Below are 17415 nucleotides of genomic sequence, written 5' to 3' on the forward strand. Positions count from 1 at the left end.
GCGCTAGGCTACCGCGGCCGCAGGACGGAAGGACCGCATGCGCATCGTCGAATTCGTCGGCGTCATCGTCGCCCTGATCGGGCTGTTCGCGTGGCTACTCGGCCGACCGCATACGCTGGAATCTGTCGAGCGCGAGCGCAGTGCCGCGGCGCGCGTGCACGACGCCTCCAACGACGGCGAGCCTGATCGGTGACGGTGCGGTCGCAGGTTGATCGTCGGCGGCACTTTCGCCTCTTCGAGCGCAGGGCCTCCGGGTCTCCGCCAAGCTTTGCGGCGCCCGTCGTGAACTCCGCCTTCCGCCATACGTCGTCGACGACACCCGCACCATGACAGACCGGCTGTACGACCACCTGCTCGTCGGCGCATCGCTCGCCACCCTCGACGGCGACGACTACGGCGCGATCCGCGACGGCGCGATCGCCTGGCGCGATGGCGTTATCGCCTATGTCGGGCCCCGTTCCGGTTTGCCCGGCGATCCCGCGTCGATCGCGCACGCGGTCGAGGACGTCGAGGGCTGGATCACGCCCGGCCTCGTGGATTGCCACACACATGCGGTGTTCGCCGGCGATCGTGCCGTCGAATTCGAAATGCGCCTGCAGGGCGCGACCTACGGAGAGATCGCGCGTGCCGGCGGCGGCATCCTGTCGACCGTGCGCGCGGTGCGCGATGCGTCCGAAGACGCGCTGTACGCCCAATCGAAGCCGCGCATCGACGCCCTGCGCGCCGACGGCGTGACGACGCTCGAGATCAAGTCGGGCTATGGCCTCGACTTCGAGAACGAACGCAAGATGCTGCGCATCGCGCGCCGATTCGGCGAGGGCACGCTGACGGTACGCACCACCTACCTCGCGGCGCACGCATTGCCGCCGGAATACGCCGGCCGCGCCGACGACTACATCGAGGCCGCGATCGACTGGCTGCCGCGCCTGCATGACGAAGGCCTGGTCGACGCGGTCGATGCGTTCTGCGAAAGCATCGGCTTCTCGCCCTCGCAGACGCGCCGCCTGTTCGAGCGCGCGCGTTCGCTCGGCCTTCCGGTCAAGCTGCACGCCGACCAGTTGAGCGATCTTGGCGGCGCCGCGATCGCCGCGGAATTCGGCGGGCTGTCGGCCGATCATGTCGAACACACGAACGAGGATGCGGTGCGTGCGATGGCCGCGGCCGGCACGGTCGCCGTGCTGCTTCCCGGCGCGTTCCATGTCTTGCGCGAAACCAAGTGGCCGCCGCTCGACGCGTTCCGTGCACACGGCGTGCCGATGGCCGTCGCAACAGATTGCAATCCCGGCACCTCGCCGCTGCTGTCGTTGCGACAGGCGATGCAGCTCGCCTGCACGCATTTCCGGCTGACACCCGAAGACGCGCTGCGCGGCGCGACGACGCACGCGGCGCGTGCACTCGGCCTCGCCGATCGTGGCATGCTGCGCGTCGGCCTGCGCGCCGATGTCGCGCTGTGGCGGGTGAATCATCCCGCCGAGCTCTGCTACTGGCTCGGCGGCGACCTCCTGCAGGCGCGCTGGGTCGCCGGCCGCCGCACCTGATGCTTTCGACACGGAGAACGTAATGCGCCCCATCGCCCTGCCCGTCCTCCTCCTGCTCGCACCTGCGCTCGCCCTTGCGGCGGATCGCAACCCGAGCGCACGCGCACTCGCCGACGACGCGGTCGTCGTCGACACGCACATCGATGCGCCGAGCGAACTGCTGAAGTCGTGGCGCGATCTCGGCGCCGCCACGCCGGACCGCGAATTCGACTATCCACGTGCACGCCAGGGCGGCCTCGATGTCGCCTTCATGTCGATCTACACCTCGCCCGAGGACGACGCGGCGGGCACGGCGCGACAGAAGGCGCATATGGAGATCGATGCGGTCGAGGCGATGGTCGGCCGCCATCCGGACAAGTTCGCGGTCATCGCCGAACCGCGCGACTACGCGCGCCTGCATCAGGGCGGCCGCGTGCTGCTCGCGCTCGGCATGGAGAACGGCGCGCCGATCGGCGACGACCTCTCGCAGCTGCAGGTTTTCCACGATCGCGGCGTCCGCTACATCACGCTCGCGCACAGCCACAGCAATCGCATCGCCGACGGGTCGTATTCGCTCGATCGGCCGTGGCACGGGCTCAGCCCGTTCGGCGAAAAGGTCGTCGCCGAAATGAACCGCCTCGGCATCATGGTCGACGTCTCGCATCTCTCCGACGAATCGGTCGAAGATGTGCTGCGTGTGTCGAAGACGCCGGTGATCGCGAGTCATTCGGGCCTGCGCCATTTCACGCCCGACTTCGAACGCAATCTCAGCGACGAGCTGGCGAAGAAGATCGCGAAGGGTGGCGGCGTCGTGCAGATCACCTTCGGCAGCGGCTTCATCGATGCCGCCGCAGCCGCGGACACCACGGCCTATTTCCGCGAGCTCGCGAGATTCCAGCGCGCGCAGACCGAGGCGAAGGCACGCGGCGAAACGGTGCAATCGCTCGAGGACTGGGACGCGGCGTGGGACAAGGCGCATCCAAAGCCGCCGACGAAGCTGTCGCAGGTCGTCGACCAGGTCGACTACGCGATCAAGCTGCTCGGCGAGGACCACGTCGGCCTCGGCTCGGACTTCGACGGCGTGTCGGGTGCGTTGCCCGAAGGCCTGAAGAGCGTGGCGGACTACCCGAATCTCGTGCAGGCGCTGCGCGAACACGGCTATGCCGACGCGACGATCCGCAAAGTACTCGGCGCCAACCTCATGCGCGTGTGGACGGCGGTGGACGCAGCGGGCGCGAAGCTTCGCGGCGGGTCGCGCTGACGATCGGGCAGCACGGCGGCGCTGCTCCGCGAGCTCCGGTTGAACGAGGCGACGCGTATCGGATGTCAACGCGCGCCGTATCGGCGCGTTCGCGGTGGCTAATCCCATGGATCGAGGTCGCCATGCGCCACTGGCGTTGGATCGCAATCGCGCTGTTGTTCCTCGTCGCCGTCGACGTGCTGGCCCAGGCGCGCGACGGCCGTTTTGCGCAGATGCTGCGAGCGCGCATGGCCCAGCGACGCGCCGATGCGTCTGTAGTGACCGGCGGCGATCCGCGTGCCCGTCTCGCGACACCGGGCGATTACCGCTACGAGATCCGGCACGACGGCATCACCCGCCTCTACCGCGTGCACGTGCCGCGCAGCTATCGGCCGGGCCGACCGGCGCCGCTGCTCGTCGCCCTGCACGGCGGTGGTGGCGACATGGATTGGCAGGCGGACGACTCGAAGTACGGGCTGATCACGGCGTCGGAACAGCACGGCTTTGTCGCGGTCTTCCCGAACGGTTTCAGTCGCATGCCGGGCGGACATCTCGCCACCTGGAATGCAGGGCGCTGCTGCGGCGCGGCGCGTGATCGCGGCATCGACGATGTCGGCTTTATTCAAACGGTCGTCGACAACGTCGAGCATCAGCTCGACATCGATCGATCACGCGTCTACGCGACCGGCATGTCCAACGGCGGAATGATGGCCTACCGGCTCGCGTGCGAAGCCGCCGATGTGTTCCGCGCGGTCGCGCCCGTGGCCGGCACGGACAACACCGTTCGATGCGCGCCGTCGCGCCCCGTCGCCGTCGCGCATTTCCACGCGCGCAACGACGATCACGTGCTGTTCGACGGCGGCGCCGGTCCGAACGCGTTCCGCGATCCGTCGATGGTCACCGAGTTCATGTCGGTGCCGAAGACGATCGAGATGTGGGCGCGTCGGGACGGTTGCGCCGCACCGCCGCGTCGCGTGCTCACCGTGCCCGGCGCGTACTGCGAACTGCGGGCGCCGTGCGGCGGTGGCGCGCAGGTGCAGCTCTGCGTCACCGAGACGGGTGCGCATTCGTGGCCCGGTGGCCACAAGGATCGCGGTGAGCCGGCGTCACAGGCCATTTCGGCGAACGACGTCATGTGGCGCTTCTTCGAGTCGATGCCGCCGCGGTCGTAACGCGCATTGCAACATCAACAACGAAAAAGCCCCGCTCTCGCGGGGCTTTTCTGCATCCGGCGAACCGGGCGCTTACTCCTTCGACGCGGCCTTCTTCACCGCGACCTTCTTGGTCGCCGGCGCCTTGGCCACGGTCTTGGTCGCCTTCTTCGCGACCGGGGCAGCGGTCGTGCCGGTGGCGACGGCGGTCGCCTTCGGACGGGCGTTGCCGTAGCTGGAGTTGTAGCGCTTGCCCTTGGCGGTCTTGCGGTCGCCCTTACCCATCGTGGTGCTCCTGGAATCTGAGAATTGAAACGTCGGCGCCGCGTCTGCGGGCCTGCGGACGAGCCGCGTGAAGGATCGCGCCGCGCGCGAGGCTGCGAAGCCTAGCACAGCCGGCGGAGGGCCCGCCCCGTCAGGGCGTGCAGCAGGTCTCGTCGTGGCGGTTCTGCAGCCGCAGGTTGAGCACGTGGGCCGTGCCCACCAGCGCGCCGCCGATGGTCATCGACACCGCATGCAGCACGGTCGACCCATGGAGCGGCGCGTACAGCACGCCCAGCCACAGCGCCGCGAGGCCCGGCACCAGCAGCCGCAGCGCACGCAGCACGCCGTGGCGCTGGTAGCCACGGATGAGGCTGTACAGGCCAAGCGCGGTCGCGAACAGCACGAAGCCGATCTCGAAGTCGTCGTCCAGCCACGCCGCGAGTCCCAGCGACGGCAGCAGCGCGATCAGCACCGGCAGCGCCGCACAGTGGATCGCACACAGCAGCGAGCCCGTCGCGCCGATCCGGTCAAGGACCGGCGTTGCGGGGCGATGCGGGGTCGCGTGGGGTGCGGAGGCGGCCATTTGAAACACTATAACATTCGGTCGCGAACGGGCCGTCAATGCGTCGAAGTCGACATCGCGGTCTCACGATGCCCGCGGCGCACGGCCGGTACGACCTGCGCGATCAGCGCCGCCACCGCCAGCATCCACACGATCAACGCGCCGCTCGGCAGGTCGAGCACGGCGGAGACGGCGAGACCGAGCACGTAACCGGCGATGCCGATCAGGTACGCGGCAACGAGCTGCCTGCGCCCCGTCATGCCCGCGGTGGCCAGCGCCGGCACGATCAGGCTCGCGAACACGAGGTACACGCCCACGAGCTGCACCGAAGCAGTGATCGCGAGTGCGAACAGCGCATAGAACACGAGGCCCTTCAGCTGGCCGCGACGCATCCACATGAAGGCGAGCAGGACGACAGAGAGAATCAGCGCCGGAATCAGCTGCGCATAACTCACCCACAGGATCTGCCCGACCAGCAGATCCTTGAGGTGCTCACCGCCCTGCGGATTGTTCGCGAGAAGCAGAAGTCCGCCTGTGGCGGCGAGCGCGAACAGCGTGCCGATCAAAGGCTCCTGGTACTGCGGCCAGCGCTTGTCCGTCCACGACAGCAAACCCGCGCCGAGCAACGCAGCCGCGGCGGCGGCGATCTGCACGCCGTAGCCGTGCTCGTCGATGCCGAGGAACTGCGCGAGGATCACGCCGAGCCCCGCGATCTGCGCGATCGCGAGGTCGATGAAGATGATGCCGCGCGACAGCACCTGCCGGCCCAGCGGCACGTGCGTCGACAGGACGATCAGGCCGGCGGCGCACGCCGGCCCGAGGATGCTGAGGTCGAGCCCTTCCCAGTTGAGCGTCACTTGGCGGCCTGCACCAACTTGGAGATCGTCGAGTCGAACAGACCGAACAGATCCTTCGACTGCGCATCACCGCCGACGGTCAGCGGCAGCGTCACCGCCTTCACGCCCGTGCGCTCGGCGAGCCAGTCGGCCGGCTTCGGATCCTGGTACGCCGCGCGCACGATGGCGAGCGTGTTCGAACCCTTCGTGGTCGCGATCAGGCTGGCGAGATGCGCGCTGGTCGGCGGCACGCCCGGCTTCGGTTCCAGTGCACCGATCTGCTGCATGCCGAGCCAATCCCACAGATACACCCAGCTGATGTGATGCACGACGACCTTGCGGCCGGCGAGCGGCGCGGCCTGCGCCTTCCAGCGCGCCATCGCGGTCGTCCAGCGGTTCTGGAAGTTGGCGAGGTTCTGCTGGTACGCGGCGGCGTTCGACGGATCGAGCTGCGCGAGGCGCGCATCGAGACGCTGCGCAACGATCAGCACGCGGCGCGGATCCATCTGGATGTGCGGATTGCCTTCCGGATGCACGTCGCCGTTCGCGCGATCGAGTGCGGTCGGACGCTCGAGCGTCTTCACCTGCTTCGCCGCTTCGAAATAACCCGCGCCCGATGCGACCGTCGTGTTGCCCGACTGACGGATCAGCTGCGGCAGCCAACCCACTTCGAGCTCCGCACCCGTGCAGACGACGAGATCCGCCGCGCGCACCTTGGCGATCAGGCTCGGCTTGGCTTCGATGACATGCACGTCCTGCAGCGCGGACGTGCCGACATCGACAGCAACCTTGTCGCCCGCGAGTTCGTGCACCAGCGAACCCCATTCGGGCTCGCACGCGAAGACGCGCATCTTGGCCTGCGCGGGCGCGGCGACCGCACCGGCGAGCAGGACCGCGGACATCAGCAGGGACTTCATCGTTCGATTCCTCAGAACTTGTGGGCGCCATGGGCGCCGAGGCTGGTCTGGTACTGCACGGTCACGGCATTGTCCGTGTCCGTTGCATTCGGCTTGTCATGGCTCAGCTGCAGGCGGATCAGGCTGAATTCGCTGTTGCGCCAGGTCGCTTCGATGGTGTGACGCGTCGGATCGGTGTCGTTCGCGAACGGGCCGTCGTTCGCCGCCCACAGGCGATCGAAGCGATAGCCGACGTCCCACTGGCGGTTGATGCGATAGACGGCTTCGGCATACGCGCCGCGACGCTTGCCGCTCCAGTCGAACATCACCGACGGATCCGCCGCATCGACGAACGTGCCGTCGCGGTGATCGATCATGTATTCGCTGCGCAGCGTCAGGCCGCCGTCCTTGAAGTTGCCCTGCGGCGCCCACTTCCACGTGCCATCGACGATGTAGAGCGTGCCGTCGCCGGTGAAACCGTCTTCGCCGTCGACCGCGCTCGTGCGCAGCGCCGAAATCCCGGCGAGCCATTCGTTCTCGTCTCCAACGTCGCCGCCGACATGCGCGAACAGCGTCTTGGTGCCGACGCCGCCGTGGCCGGCGCCCGCTGCCGGGTAGCTCTCCCCACGGAAGGCTTCGCCGCCGAGTTCGAGGAAGAACGACGTCGGCGCAACCCAGCGCACCTGCACGCCGTCGTCCCCGTACTGGTTGCCCAGGAACGCCTGGTACGCGAGCGGACGATCAAAGAAGTTGTCGGTGTGCGCGTGGTGGCTGTTGAGATAGCCGACGTTCGAATAAAACCGGCCCAGGCGCATGTTCCAGCCGGCGGGCAGCGCGGTGGTGTCGATGAAGGCTTCTTCGACGCCGATGTGGTCCTGACCGCCTTCGCTCGACGCCGTCAGCGTGAGCTGGCCGTAGAACTTCTCGTCGATGTTCGCAGCGAACGAGACTTCGCTTTCGCCGAGCGAGAAACCGTTGGGCGCCGGCCCGCCCTCGCCCACGATCGGGAAGCCGGAGCGAACGTAGTTCGCCGGATCCAGCGAGTGATGCGTGTAGCTGCCGTTGAGGATGATCGAGATCGCGGGGTTGAACGCGTTCGGGTTCGAACTCGAACCGCCGCCACTGTCGGCACTCGCGACGTTGTCGTTGGACGTCGCAGCTGGGGCCGGCGCGGGCGCCGCAGCGTTCGCGGTGTCGTCGGGTGCGGCGAGATCGTCGTTCGCCGCGAGATCCGAGGTGTCGGCCGACGCGGGAGCTGCAGCGCTGCCCGCCGCCGCCGGCGCGACCGGCGCCGTTGCGACGTTCGCATTCGATGCGCCCTTCAATCGGGCGACCTCCGCCTGTGCGGCCTCGGCCTCGGCGCGTGCCTTCGCGGCATCGGCGCGGGCGGCCTTGGCGTCGGCTTCGAGCTGCGCCATGCGCGCCTCAAGCGCCTTGAACTGCGCCTGCGAGACGCCGTCGGCGGCGTGGGCAGTGCCCAGCGCGCCCGCAAGCGCGAGGGTGAGGAGGGTTTTCGTCATCGAGGCCGGCCCGCTGATCAGAAGGTTATAACATTACGTTACGGGGTCCCGGCCCGACGGCAATAGCCCGAAAGTCAGGGAGTCAGCGTCCAGCAGGGTGACGGCCCTTCCCCATCGTCCGGCCCGGCCGCGGCAGTGACTGGACTCGCAGCGTCGCTATAGTCGGCGCGTCCGCGCACGGGGAGCCGGCCATGAGTTCCGTTTCGACGCGCATCGCGATCTCGCGGGTTCGCGCGCGGCTTTCGTTCGCGACCAAGCTGCTTGGCGTCGCCGCACTGGTGCAGCTCGCACTGTTCCTGCCGCGCGGCTGGCTGCCCGACAACCGGCTCTTCGCGCTGGTCTGCATTGCGAGCGCGGTGTTCGGCATCGCCGGCTTCCGCGTCGCCTATCGCGCGCTCGACCTCGACGAGGAAATGGACGATGCGCGTTCGTCCCTGCGCCGGTTCGGATGGCGTGTCAGCGGGTCGGTGCAGATGATGTTCTGCCTCGCCTTCCTCGTGCCGCTGCTGAACCTGGTGATCCTGCTCTGGACGTGGCTTCGCATCCGCGCCGGCCGCGCCGCACTCGACGGTATCGAACGCTCGACGCAGGAAATGGATGCGCGACGACGTCGCGTGATGGGCGGCTGAGCGCGGTCAGCCGGCCTTCGCCACGTCCTCGGCGAGGCAATCCGCACAGAGGCCGTGCACTTCCAGTGTCTGCGCGCGCGGCGTGAAGCCGAGTGCGCGCGCACGCGTGTCGAGCGCGCCGACGATCTTCTCGTCCTCGAGCTCCGTCGCCGCATGGCAGCGATCGCAGATGAGGAACGGCACCGCGTGCTGCGCGCCGCCCGGGTGGTGGCAGCCGACGAACGCGTTGATCGACGCGAGCTTGTGGATGAAACCGTTCTCGAGCAGGAAATCGAGCGCGCGATAAACCGTCGGCGGCGCCGCGCCTTCGTGCGTCGCCTTCATGCGATCGAGAAGGTCATACGCCTTGAGCGGGCGATCGGCGTCCGCGATCAGGCGCAGTGCGCTCGCACGCAGCGGCGTCAGGCGCAGGCCGCGGTCCTCGCAGGCGCGTTCGACCTGCGCGACGAACGCATCGCCCGTGTGGACGTGATGACGCGGATCGGTGCAGGTCTCGTGGTGCGACATGGAAGCCTCAGGCGTGCGCCGGCACTTTGGCGAGCGCCGCATCGATGCGACGCAACGCTTCCTCGTGCCCGGCGAGATAGATGGTGTGCGCGATGTCGGGGCTCACCTGCGTGCCGGTGATCGCGACGCGCAGCGGTTGCGCGACCTTGCCCATGCCGACTTCGCAGGCGGCGGCGACGTCGTTCAACGTCGCGTGGATCGCTTCGGGCGTCCATGCGGCGAGCTGCGCGAGACGCGAGCGCGCTTCCATGAGCGGCGCACGCGCCGACTCGGTCAGGTGCTTGGCAACCGCTGCGTCGTCGTACGTTTCCAGCGGCTGGAACCACACCGCGGCGCGCTCGGCCATGTCCTTGAGCGTTTGCACGCGATCGCGCAGCGCGATCACGATGTCGGCGGGCGCCGGGCCGTGCGACAGGTCGTAACCGGCGCGCTCCAGATGCCAGACGAGATGCTTCGCGACGTCCGCCGGATCGTCGCTCTTCAGGTACTGCTGGTTCACCCAGCCGAGCTTCGCCGAGTCCAGTCGCGACGCCTTCGGGTTCACGTCCTTGAGATCGAAGATGCGCGTGAGCTCGTCGATCGAGAACAGCTCCTGGTCGCCATGCGACCAGCCGAGACGCACCAGGTAGTTCAGCAGCGCATGCGGCAGGTAACCGTTCTCGCGGTACTGCATGACGTCGGCCGCGCCGGTGCGCTTGGACAGCTTCGCGCCCTGCTCGTCGAGGATCATCGGCAGGTGGGCGAAGTGCGGCACGGGCGCGCCAAGCGCCTTGTAGATGTTGATTTGGCGCGGCGTGTTGTTGACATGGTCGTCGCCGCGCACCACGTCGGTGATGCGCATGTCGATGTCGTCGACGACGACTGCGAAGTTGTAGGTCGGATAGCCGTCGGAACGGAAGATGACGAGATCATCGAGCTCGCTGTTCGCGAACTCGATGCGGCCCTTGACCTTGTCGTCCCACGCGACGGTGCCGTCCTGCGGATTGCGGAAACGGATCACGCGAGTGGGATCGTCGCGATACGGCAGGTTGGCGTCGCGCGCCGCGCCGCTGTAGCGCGGTTTGCCACCCTCGGCCATCGCCTTCTCGCGCATGGCTTCGAGCTCGTCCTTCGTTTCGTACGCGTAGTACGCCTTGCCGTCGGCGACGAGCTGCTCGGCGACTTCGCGATAGCGGTCGAGACGTTGCGTCTGGAAGATCGGGCCTTCGTCGTAGTTGAGGCCCAGCCAGTCCATCGCTTCGAGGATCGCGTCGATCGCGCCCTGCGTGCTGCGCTCGCGGTCGGTGTCCTCGATGCGCAGGACGAACTCGCCACCGTGGCGCCGCGCTTCGAGCCAGCAATAGAGCGCCGTACGGGCGCCTCCGATGTGGAGGTAGCCGGTGGGACTCGGCGCGAAGCGGGTACGGCTGCTCATGCGGGGCTCGACGAACGTGGGGGCGTCGATTTTACGCCTGCCGCCGAGCGGGCTGTTCAGCCTTGGTGGGCGAAGTCGACCATCAGCCAGAACCCTTCATGGTCGCCGGGTGCGCGCGGCAGCGCTTCGAGGCGGGTCGCGGCGGGCCAGCCGGTGGAGCGCGCCTGCTCCCGAACGGTCTCGCGGACCGCGCTGGTGAGCGCTTCGAGTGTGTCCGCCTCGGCCGTGCAACCGGGGAAATCCGGCAGCGTCGCGTGATAACGGCGGTCGGCGTCGCGTCGAACGAACGCGAAATAACCGCGACTCATCCGCCGGCTCCGCTGCGCGCGTCATGCGTATCTGTCTGGATCCCCATACCGTCCGCCCCCCGGCCGTGATCGGTCCGGCCGACTATACGCCGCGACGATCGGCACGCTACGACGCGCGCTTCCGGGACGTGCGGCCCGTCGCATTCATGTCGGCCGCAGCGACTTCCTGCGTGCGTTCGGGTCCCCCGACGGCACGCTCGCGGGCGCACCTACACTGCGCCGATGACCACGCTCTTCATCTCCGACCTGCATCTGGATGCCGAACGCCCGCAGGTCACGGATCTGTTCCTGCGCTTCCTCCGCGACGACGCGCGCGGCGCCGCGGCGCTCTACATCCTTGGCGATCTGTTCGAGGCGTGGGTCGGCGACGACGACCCGTCGGAGACCGGAGCAGCGGTCGCGCAGGGCGTTCGCGAACTCGTCGATGCGGGCACGCCCGTCCATTTCATCCGTGGCAATCGCGACTTCCTGCTCGGCGACGACTACGCGCGCCGCGCCGGCATGACGATCGTGCAGGACCCGTCCGTCGTGATGCTCGAAGGCCGTCCCGCGCTCATCCTGCACGGCGATCTTCTCTGCACCGCCGACACCGGCTACATGGCGTTCCGCGCGCAGACGCGCGATCCGAAGTGGCAGGCGCAATTCCTGTCGCAGCCGCTGCCCGCCCGCATCGCGTTCGCGCAACATGCGCGTGCGCAGAGCCGCGACGCGCAGGCCGCGCTGAAGAACGCGGGCACCATGGAAACGATCACGGACGTTGCGCCGTCGACTGTGGACGAGTACTTCGTGCGCTACGGCGTCGACCTGATGATCCACGGACACACGCATCGCCCCGCGATCCACGCACTCGATGTGGGCGGACGCGCGCGACGCCGCGTCGTGCTCGGCGACTGGTACGACCACGGCTCGGTGCTGCGCGTCGACGGCGATCGCGTCGAGCTGGAAGGCCTGCGCTGAAGGCGCGGCGGACGTCAGTTCGCCAACGTTTCCAGCGACTCGAGTTCGTCTGCGTCGAAGCCGGCTTCGAGCCGCGCCTGGCGATTGAACGGGCCGTACAGCACGGCACGCGCGTACTCGGCGAGCAGTGCTTTGAACGTGCGCTGTGGTTCGAGACCGCGTTGCGCGCAATGCCAGCGGAACCATCGACTGCCCGCGGCGACGTGCCCGACCTCCTCGCGCAGGATGACGTCGAGAATGTCGGCGGTCGCATCGTCGCCGCGCGCGCGCAGCTTCACGATCATGCCGGGCGTGACGTCGAGTCCACGCGCTTCGAGCACGCGCGGCACCAGCGCCATGCGGGCCAGGCCGTCGTGTGCAGTCTTCTCGGCCATTTCCCACAGGCCGTTGTGCGCGTCGAAGTCGCCGTAGTCGTAACCGAGTTCGCGCAGGCGGCCGCGCAGCATCGTGAAGTGGCGTGCTTCGTCGTTCGCGACCGATGCCCAGTCGGCATAGAACTGCGCCGGCATGCCGCGATAGCGATAGGCCGCATCCCAGGCGAGGTCGATCGCGTTGAACTCGATGTGTGCGATCGCATGCACGAACGCGGCCAGGCCTTCCGTCGTGCCGAAGCCGCGCTTGGGCAGATCACGGGCGTGGACGAGTCGCGGCCGCTCGGGGCGGCCCGGCATCGCGATCGGCGCAGGTGCGTCGCTGGTGTCCGAGGGCGCAAGTTCGCCGCGCGAGAAGCGTGCGAACGCATCGAACGTACGCTCGACCTTCGCCTCCGGTGTCGCCGCGCGCAGGCAGTCGTGCGCGGCGGCGTGCAGATCGCCCGCCATCACGCGACCGCGTCGTCTCCGTCGACGGGACCCGCGGCGCGCGAGCATTCCCAGCCGTCGGGATAACCGCCGAACGATTCCGCGAGCGCCGTCAGCTCGTGCTCGAGCTTCGTGATGTCCGCATGCCTCGGCACCATGTGCCGGCTCGCCGTCACCTGCCAGATGCCTTCGTCGTCGACGCCCGGCACCGAGACGATCAGGTCCGGGCGTTCATTCACCGCTGCGACGAATGCGCGCGCCGCCGCTTCGTCGCCGAACACGAGATGGAAATCGATCTCGCGCGGAATGGTGAGGTCGTCGCCGTCCTCGAGCATGGCGCGCAGCACGTCGCCGTTTTCGTCGTCCGGGATCATCGCGAACTGCAGCGACTTCATCAGGCGACCTTGCGCGCCTGCTTGGCCGCATCGGAGCGCAGCTGCTTGATGCGCTCGAAGTAGCCGGGCTCGACGCCCGTCACGTAGTCGCCGTTGAAGCACGACGAATCGAACGCGTCGATGCGGTGCTTCGGGCCCGACACGGCTTCTTCGAGGTCGGCGAGATCCTGGTAGATCAGCCAGTCGCAGCCGAGCAGCTCCTGCACCTGCTCATCGGTGCGGTCGTGCGCGACGAGCTCGTCGGCCGACGGCATGTCGATGCCGTAGATGTTCGGATAACGCACGGCCGGCGCGGCGGAGGCGAGATACACCTTGCTCGCGCCCGCATCGCGCGCCATCTGCACGATCTGCTTGGACGTGGTGCCACGCACGATCGAGTCGTCGACCAGCAGCACGTTGCGGTTGCGGAACTCGAGCGGGATCGGATTGAGCTTGCGACGCACCGACTTCGCGCGCTCGCCCTGCCCCGGCATGATGAAGGTGCGGCCGACGTAGCGGTTCTTGATGAAACCTTCGCGGTACTTCACGCCGAGCACGTTGGCGATTTCCAGCGCGGCGTCGCGCGACGTATCGGGAATCGGGATGACGACGTCGATGTCGTGATCGGGGCGCAGACGCAGGATCTTTTCGCCGAGCTTCTGGCCCATACGCATGCGCGCCTTGTGCACCGAGACGTCGTCCATCATCGAGTCGGGGCGCGCGAAGTAGACGTATTCGAAGATGCACGGCGTCGGCTCGCGCTCGCCCGCGCAGAGGCGCGTATGCAGCGTGCCGTCCGCAGTGACGACGACGCCCTCGCCCGGGCGCACGTCGCGCAGGCGTTCGTAGCCCAGCAGGTCGAGCGCGACGGACTCGGACGCGACCGCGTATTCGTCCCGACCGTTGCTGCTGCGCTTGCCGAGCACCAGCGGGCGGATGCCGTTCGGGTCGCGGAACGCGACGAGGCCGAAACCGAGCACCGTCGCAACGACGGCGTACCCGCCGACGCAGCGGCGATGCACGCCTTCGATCGCCTTGAAGATCGACTCCGGCGACAGCACGCCCTGCACGTCGAGCTCGTGCGCGAACACGTTGAGCAGCACTTCCGAGTCGGACTCAGTGTTGACGTTGCGCTTGTCCTGCTCGAACACCTCGCGACGCAGCGCGTCGGTGTTGATCAGGTTGCCGTTGTGCGCGAGCGCGATGCCGTACGGCGAGTTCACGTAGAACGGCTGCGCTTCATCGCAACCGGCGCTGCCAGCGGTGGGATAGCGGCAGTGGCCGATGCCAAAGTGCCCGTGCAGCAGCTGCATCGCCGCCTCGTCGAACACGTCGCTGACGAGGCCATTGCCCTTGTGCACGCGGATCTTGGAGCCGCTCGCGGTGGCGATGCCGGCGGCGTCCTGGCCGCGATGCTGGAGCACGGTCAGCCCGTCGTAGAGCTGCCCTGCGACGTCGCTTTGGCCGACGATTCCGATGATGCCGCACATGGTTCGATGTCCTGCAGTAAATCAGGCGGGAAGCTGCGGAAGTGGGGGCAGCGCGGGGAAATTGCCAGCGGGCGTAGTGCCGTCGAGATCGAGGTGCGCACGCACGCCCACCGGCAACCACGTCGACAGCCATCGCGCGCCCGGCTTGAACACCGGCACGAGCGCGGAGGCCTGCCACGGCCGCTGGCGCGGCAGCGGCGTGAAACCGAGCAGCAGCACGACCGCGCACGCCATCGCGATGCCGCGTACGCCGCCCAGCGCGAGCCCGAGCATGCGGTCGACGCCATCGAGCCCGGCGGCCTTGAGTGCGCGTCGCACCAGATAGGCGATGAGCGCGACGACGATCGACGTCGCGATGAAACACAGCGCATACCCGACCAGCATCTGCACCGGCGACGGATTCGGGCCGCCCGCAATCATGTCGGCCGCGCCGCCACCGAACAGCAGCGCCGACGTGCCGCCGAGCAGCCACGCGGCGAACGACGCGATCACCCCGACGAAGCCGCGCATCAGGCCCGTCAGCGCCGAAACGCCGAGGATCGCCACCAGCAGCCAGTCGAGCGCGCTCATCGATTTACGGATGCGGCCGCACGATGCCGTTGACGCCGAGCTTCGACGCGACCTGCGTGCGCAGCGCATCGGCGGCCGCGCGATCCGGCACCGGGCCAACGCGCACACGGCTGAGGTTGCCGCGATCGGTGTGCACCTGTTCGACGAACGCCGAGAAGCCGGCGGCGCGCGCGCGATCGCGCAGGCGCGTGGCTTCGTCCGCATCGGCGAACGCGCCGAGCTGCACGGCGAAACCGACGTTGGCCGCGGCCGGTGCGCTCGTCGCTGCAGGCGGTGCGGGCGGCGTCGCGGGCTTCGGCGGCGCGCTCGCGGCGGGCGCGGGGCGCTGCGTGCCAGCGGTGACGGTCGTGCTGTCGGGCGTCGTGGGCTTCGCCGTGGCCGTCGTCGGCGCGGGCGGGAGCGCTGCGACGGCGACGGCGGGCGTCGACGGTGCAGGGGTCGTGGTCGCGGCGGGCTTGGCGGGCGTCGCGGCGTCGGCGTCGAGCACGACGACCTTGGCGTTGATGTCGCTGCGGACGCGGCCCGCGGCGAGGCGGGCGGCTTCGGCGTCGGCGGACGTCGCGAACGGACCGATGCGCACACGGTGCACGGTGCGCGTGCCGAGCGCCGTCGGCTCCTGGTAGGCCGGCAGGCGTGCGGCGGACAGCGCGGCGATCACGCGCGCCGCGTCGGCGGGCGTCGCGTAGCTGCCGAAGTTGACGGCGTAGTTGCCGGCGGCGGTCGCCGGCGTCGTGGGCGCAGGCGCGGCCGGAGCGGCTTCGGGCGCCGCGGTGGACGCCTCGACAGGCGCCGACAGCACCGGCTTCCCGGTGGGCTCGACGAGCGCGAGATCGACCGTCTTCGTGTCGCCGTTCGCGGCTTCGGGCGCCGGCGGCACCTTCAGGGGAACGCGCGATGCGCCGCTGTCGGGCGCGGGATCCATCACGAGGAGGGGGAGGAAGACCACCGCCAGCGCGACGAGCACCGCCGCGCCGAGCAGCCGCTGTTTCAGGGCAGGTTCCATCGCGTCCGCATGCGGCGGGGGCGGCCCGCCTTGTCGCGGCGAATTATACCCGCCGGGTTCCGCGTGCCCGGCCGCTGGGTTCCGCGTTCAGCGGCCGGTGGCTCCGAGCGCGTGCAACGCGTCCGCCACCGTGTGGAACGAGCCGAAGACCAGCACGCGATCGCCCGGGTGCGCGTCGATGCCGTGGATGGCCGAAGCGACATCGTCCCAGCGCGTTGCCGTCGCAGCGGCCGTTCCCGCGAGACGCCCGGCGAAGGTCGCCACGTCCACCGCCCGCGGACCATGACCCGCCAGGCCCGCGATGTTCCATGCGTCCACGGACGGCGCGAGCGCCTCGACGACCCCCGCCGCGTCCTTGTCCCCTAACGCGGCGAACAGCGCGATCGTCCGACCCGGCGACGGCGTGCGCGACAGCCACGCCGCCAGTTCGCGCGCCGCCTGCGGGTTGTGCGCGACGTCGACGACGTAGTCGACGCCGTTGCGCTCGATGCGCTGCAACCGCCCCGCGATCCGCGCATTCGCCACGCCGTCCGCGATCGCGCGTTCGCCGATGTCGAGCGGACTCGAGCGCAGCGCGGCGATCGCGACGGCCGCATTGCGCAGCTGCGACGGTGCTGCGAGCGAGGGACGCGGCAGCTCGTACTGCTCGCCCACCGCGCGCCACTGCCACGTGTCGGCATCGGCTTGCGGGTCGAAAAAGAAGTCGCAGCCGATGCGCAGCGCCTTCGCGCCGATCCCATAGGCGTGCCGCAACACGCTCGACGGCGGGTCGTCGTCGCCGAGAATCAGCGGCGTCCACGCACGTGCGATGCCGGCTTTTTCGAAGCCGATCGATTCGACGTCCGGGCCCAGCCAATCGGTGTGGTCGATGTCGACGGTGGTGATCACCGCGACGTCCGCGTCGATCAGGTTCGTCGCATCCAATCGCCCGCCGAGGCCGACTTCGAGGATCGCGAGATCCAGATCGGCGCGCTCGAACAGCCACAACGCGGCGAGCGTGCCGACTTCGAAATACGTCAGCGTAGTGTCGCCGCGCGCCGCTTCGATGGCTTCGAATGCTTCGACGATGGACGCGTCATCCGCATCGTGGCCGTCGATGCGGATGCGCTCGTTGTAGTGCAGCAGATGCGGCGACGTGTACGCGCCAACGCGCAGCCCTTGCGCGCGCGCGATCGCCTCGATGAACGCGACCGTCGACCCCTTGCCGTTGGTGCCGCCAACGGTGATCACGACGGGCGCCGGCTTCGTCAGCCCGAGGCGCGTGTGCACGGCGCGGATGCGGTCGAGGCCAAGATCGACGCTGCGCGGGTGCTGCTGTTCGAGGCGGGCGAGCCAGGTGTCGAGTTCGGACGTCATGCGCGAATTGTAGGCCGCGCG

20 protein-coding genes are annotated in these 17415 nt (G+C 68.8%); 6 read left to right on the forward strand and 14 right to left on the reverse strand.

Features of this window, described 5'->3' with window-relative positions; genetic code table 11:
- The first annotated feature begins 37 nt into the window (after positions 1 to 37).
- The 4 genes from EVS83_RS15600 (at position 38) to EVS83_RS04650 (ending at position 3929) form a co-directional block, all read left to right on the forward strand.
- A complete protein-coding gene (locus EVS83_RS15600; protein ID WP_166636803.1) occupies positions 38 to 193 on the forward strand; it encodes a hypothetical protein in 156 nt (51 codons plus the stop codon).
- Between the two features lie 133 nt (positions 194 to 326).
- The gene (gene hutI / locus EVS83_RS04640; protein ID WP_133499854.1) at positions 327 to 1538 is read left to right on the forward strand and encodes an imidazolonepropionase; all 1212 of its coding nucleotides are present in this window, start codon (positions 327 to 329) and stop codon (positions 1536 to 1538) included.
- A 22-nt stretch (positions 1539 to 1560) separates the two neighbouring features.
- On the forward strand, positions 1561 to 2778 hold the full coding sequence (locus tag EVS83_RS04645) for a dipeptidase (RefSeq protein ID WP_133499855.1): 1218 nt from the start codon (positions 1561 to 1563) through the stop codon (positions 2776 to 2778).
- Between the two features lie 122 nt (positions 2779 to 2900).
- Complete coding sequence (locus EVS83_RS04650; protein WP_208108686.1) at positions 2901 to 3929, forward strand: CE1 family esterase; 1029 nt, start codon at positions 2901 to 2903, stop codon at positions 3927 to 3929.
- Between the two features lie 72 nt (positions 3930 to 4001).
- On the opposite strand, the gene EVS83_RS16230 is transcribed toward EVS83_RS04650, so the two are convergent.
- From EVS83_RS16230 to EVS83_RS04675, 5 genes are all read right to left on the reverse strand, one after another.
- Complete coding sequence (locus EVS83_RS16230) at positions 4002 to 4193, reverse strand: 30S ribosomal protein THX (protein WP_133499856.1); 192 nt, start codon at positions 4191 to 4193, stop codon at positions 4002 to 4004.
- A 130-nt stretch (positions 4194 to 4323) separates the two neighbouring features.
- Positions 4324 to 4755, reverse strand: coding sequence for a MerC domain-containing protein (locus EVS83_RS04660; RefSeq protein ID WP_133499857.1), 432 nt, complete (start codon positions 4753 to 4755; stop codon positions 4324 to 4326).
- A 35-nt stretch (positions 4756 to 4790) separates the two neighbouring features.
- On the reverse strand, positions 4791 to 5591 hold the full coding sequence (locus tag EVS83_RS04665) for a metal ABC transporter permease (RefSeq protein WP_133499858.1): 801 nt from the start codon (positions 5589 to 5591) through the stop codon (positions 4791 to 4793).
- Positions 5588 to 6487 (reverse strand): metal ABC transporter substrate-binding protein, encoded by a 900-nt coding sequence (locus EVS83_RS04670; protein WP_133499859.1) that lies wholly within the window; start codon positions 6485 to 6487, stop codon positions 5588 to 5590. Before EVS83_RS04670 ends, EVS83_RS04665 begins: the two co-directional genes overlap by 4 nt.
- A gap of 11 nt (positions 6488 to 6498) precedes the next feature.
- Entirely contained in the window at positions 6499 to 7986 is a 1488-nt protein-coding gene (locus tag EVS83_RS04675) for a hypothetical protein (protein WP_133499860.1), read from the reverse strand.
- Between the two features lie 191 nt (positions 7987 to 8177).
- Between EVS83_RS04675 and EVS83_RS04680 the strand changes: the two genes are divergently transcribed.
- Positions 8178 to 8615: a hypothetical protein gene (locus tag EVS83_RS04680; RefSeq protein WP_133499861.1), complete on the forward strand. Its 438-nt coding sequence runs from the start codon at positions 8178 to 8180 to the stop codon at positions 8613 to 8615.
- Positions 8616 to 8621: 6 nt separating this feature from the next.
- Here the strand turns inward: EVS83_RS04680 and EVS83_RS04685 are convergent, their stop codons facing one another.
- Genes EVS83_RS04685 through EVS83_RS04695 form a run of 3 tightly spaced genes read right to left on the reverse strand, consistent with a single transcriptional unit; the run spans position 8622 to position 10844 of the window.
- Positions 8622 to 9122: a transcriptional repressor gene (locus EVS83_RS04685; protein ID WP_133499862.1), complete on the reverse strand. Its 501-nt coding sequence runs from the start codon at positions 9120 to 9122 to the stop codon at positions 8622 to 8624.
- Between the two features lie 7 nt (positions 9123 to 9129).
- Positions 9130 to 10536 (reverse strand): glutamate--tRNA ligase, encoded by a 1407-nt coding sequence (gltX, locus tag EVS83_RS04690; RefSeq protein ID WP_133499863.1) that lies wholly within the window; start codon positions 10534 to 10536, stop codon positions 9130 to 9132.
- Positions 10537 to 10592: 56 nt separating this feature from the next.
- Positions 10593 to 10844, reverse strand: coding sequence for a type II toxin-antitoxin system HicB family antitoxin (locus EVS83_RS04695; protein ID WP_133499864.1), 252 nt, complete (start codon positions 10842 to 10844; stop codon positions 10593 to 10595).
- Positions 10845 to 11066: 222 nt separating this feature from the next.
- Here EVS83_RS04695 and lpxH point away from each other — a divergent pair, with 222 nt between their 5' ends.
- Positions 11067 to 11801, forward strand: a complete 735-nt coding sequence (gene lpxH / locus EVS83_RS04700) for a UDP-2,3-diacylglucosamine diphosphatase (RefSeq protein WP_133499865.1) — start codon at positions 11067 to 11069, stop codon at positions 11799 to 11801.
- A gap of 14 nt (positions 11802 to 11815) precedes the next feature.
- Here the strand turns inward: lpxH and EVS83_RS04705 are convergent, their stop codons facing one another.
- From EVS83_RS04705 to folC, 6 genes are all read right to left on the reverse strand, one after another.
- The gene (locus EVS83_RS04705) at positions 11816 to 12622 is read right to left on the reverse strand and encodes a ferritin-like domain-containing protein (protein ID WP_133499866.1); all 807 of its coding nucleotides are present in this window, start codon (positions 12620 to 12622) and stop codon (positions 11816 to 11818) included.
- Positions 12622 to 12996, reverse strand: a complete 375-nt coding sequence (locus EVS83_RS04710; RefSeq protein WP_208108687.1) for a ribonuclease E inhibitor RraB — start codon at positions 12994 to 12996, stop codon at positions 12622 to 12624. The genes EVS83_RS04705 and EVS83_RS04710 overlap by 1 nt, the downstream gene beginning before the upstream one ends.
- Positions 12996 to 14465 carry an amidophosphoribosyltransferase gene (gene purF / locus EVS83_RS04715; protein WP_133499867.1) on the reverse strand — a complete coding sequence of 490 codons (1470 nt, stop codon included), beginning with the start codon at positions 14463 to 14465 and terminating at the stop codon, positions 12996 to 12998. Before purF ends, EVS83_RS04710 begins: the two co-directional genes overlap by 1 nt.
- 21 nt (positions 14466 to 14486) lie before the next feature.
- The gene (locus EVS83_RS04720; RefSeq protein ID WP_166636804.1) at positions 14487 to 15035 is read right to left on the reverse strand and encodes a CvpA family protein; all 549 of its coding nucleotides are present in this window, start codon (positions 15033 to 15035) and stop codon (positions 14487 to 14489) included.
- 4 nt (positions 15036 to 15039) lie between these two features.
- Positions 15040 to 16038: an SPOR domain-containing protein gene (locus EVS83_RS04725; protein ID WP_133499869.1), complete on the reverse strand. Its 999-nt coding sequence runs from the start codon at positions 16036 to 16038 to the stop codon at positions 15040 to 15042.
- Positions 16039 to 16125: 87 nt separating this feature from the next.
- Positions 16126 to 17394: a bifunctional tetrahydrofolate synthase/dihydrofolate synthase gene (folC, locus tag EVS83_RS04730; protein WP_133499870.1), complete on the reverse strand. Its 1269-nt coding sequence runs from the start codon at positions 17392 to 17394 to the stop codon at positions 16126 to 16128.
- Between the last annotated feature and the right edge of the window lie 21 nt (positions 17395 to 17415).

This window comes from Cognatilysobacter terrigena, assembly GCF_004361065.1.
In the GTDB taxonomy this organism is placed as follows: domain Bacteria; phylum Pseudomonadota; class Gammaproteobacteria; order Xanthomonadales; family Xanthomonadaceae; genus Cognatilysobacter; species Cognatilysobacter terrigena.

Excerpts from the sequence above, each read along its gene's own strand:
- gltX (WP_133499863.1), bottom strand. The coding sequence starts at position 10,536 with ATGAGCAGCCGTACCCGCTTCGCGCCGAGTCCCACCGGCTACCTCCAC.
- EVS83_RS04680 (WP_133499861.1), top strand. The coding sequence starts at position 8,178 with ATGAGTTCCGTTTCGACGCGCATCGCGATCTCGCGGGTTCGCGCGCGG.
- EVS83_RS04695 (WP_133499864.1), bottom strand. The coding sequence starts at position 10,844 with ATGAGTCGCGGTTATTTCGCGTTCGTTCGACGCGACGCCGACCGCCGT.
- lpxH (WP_133499865.1), top strand. The coding sequence starts at position 11,067 with ATGACCACGCTCTTCATCTCCGACCTGCATCTGGATGCCGAACGCCCG.
- EVS83_RS04710 (WP_208108687.1), bottom strand. The coding sequence starts at position 12,996 with ATGAAGTCGCTGCAGTTCGCGATGATCCCGGACGACGAAAACGGCGAC.
- EVS83_RS04670 (WP_133499859.1), bottom strand. The coding sequence starts at position 6,487 with ATGAAGTCCCTGCTGATGTCCGCGGTCCTGCTCGCCGGTGCGGTCGCC.
- EVS83_RS04720 (WP_166636804.1), bottom strand. The coding sequence starts at position 15,035 with ATGAGCGCGCTCGACTGGCTGCTGGTGGCGATCCTCGGCGTTTCGGCG.
- EVS83_RS04650 (WP_208108686.1), top strand. The coding sequence starts at position 2,901 with ATGCGCCACTGGCGTTGGATCGCAATCGCGCTGTTGTTCCTCGTCGCC.
- EVS83_RS16230 (WP_133499856.1), bottom strand. The coding sequence starts at position 4,193 with ATGGGTAAGGGCGACCGCAAGACCGCCAAGGGCAAGCGCTACAACTCC.
- hutI (WP_133499854.1), top strand. The coding sequence starts at position 327 with ATGACAGACCGGCTGTACGACCACCTGCTCGTCGGCGCATCGCTCGCC.
- folC (WP_133499870.1), bottom strand. The coding sequence starts at position 17,394 with ATGACGTCCGAACTCGACACCTGGCTCGCCCGCCTCGAACAGCAGCAC.
- EVS83_RS15600 (WP_166636803.1), top strand. The coding sequence starts at position 38 with ATGCGCATCGTCGAATTCGTCGGCGTCATCGTCGCCCTGATCGGGCTG.
- EVS83_RS04705 (WP_133499866.1), bottom strand. The coding sequence starts at position 12,622 with ATGGCGGGCGATCTGCACGCCGCCGCGCACGACTGCCTGCGCGCGGCG.
- EVS83_RS04725 (WP_133499869.1), bottom strand. The coding sequence starts at position 16,038 with ATGGAACCTGCCCTGAAACAGCGGCTGCTCGGCGCGGCGGTGCTCGTC.
- purF (WP_133499867.1), bottom strand. The coding sequence starts at position 14,465 with ATGTGCGGCATCATCGGAATCGTCGGCCAAAGCGACGTCGCAGGGCAG.
- EVS83_RS04675 (WP_133499860.1), bottom strand. The coding sequence starts at position 7,986 with ATGACGAAAACCCTCCTCACCCTCGCGCTTGCGGGCGCGCTGGGCACT.
- EVS83_RS04685 (WP_133499862.1), bottom strand. The coding sequence starts at position 9,122 with ATGTCGCACCACGAGACCTGCACCGATCCGCGTCATCACGTCCACACG.
- EVS83_RS04660 (WP_133499857.1), bottom strand. The coding sequence starts at position 4,755 with ATGGCCGCCTCCGCACCCCACGCGACCCCGCATCGCCCCGCAACGCCG.
- EVS83_RS04645 (WP_133499855.1), top strand. The coding sequence starts at position 1,561 with ATGCGCCCCATCGCCCTGCCCGTCCTCCTCCTGCTCGCACCTGCGCTC.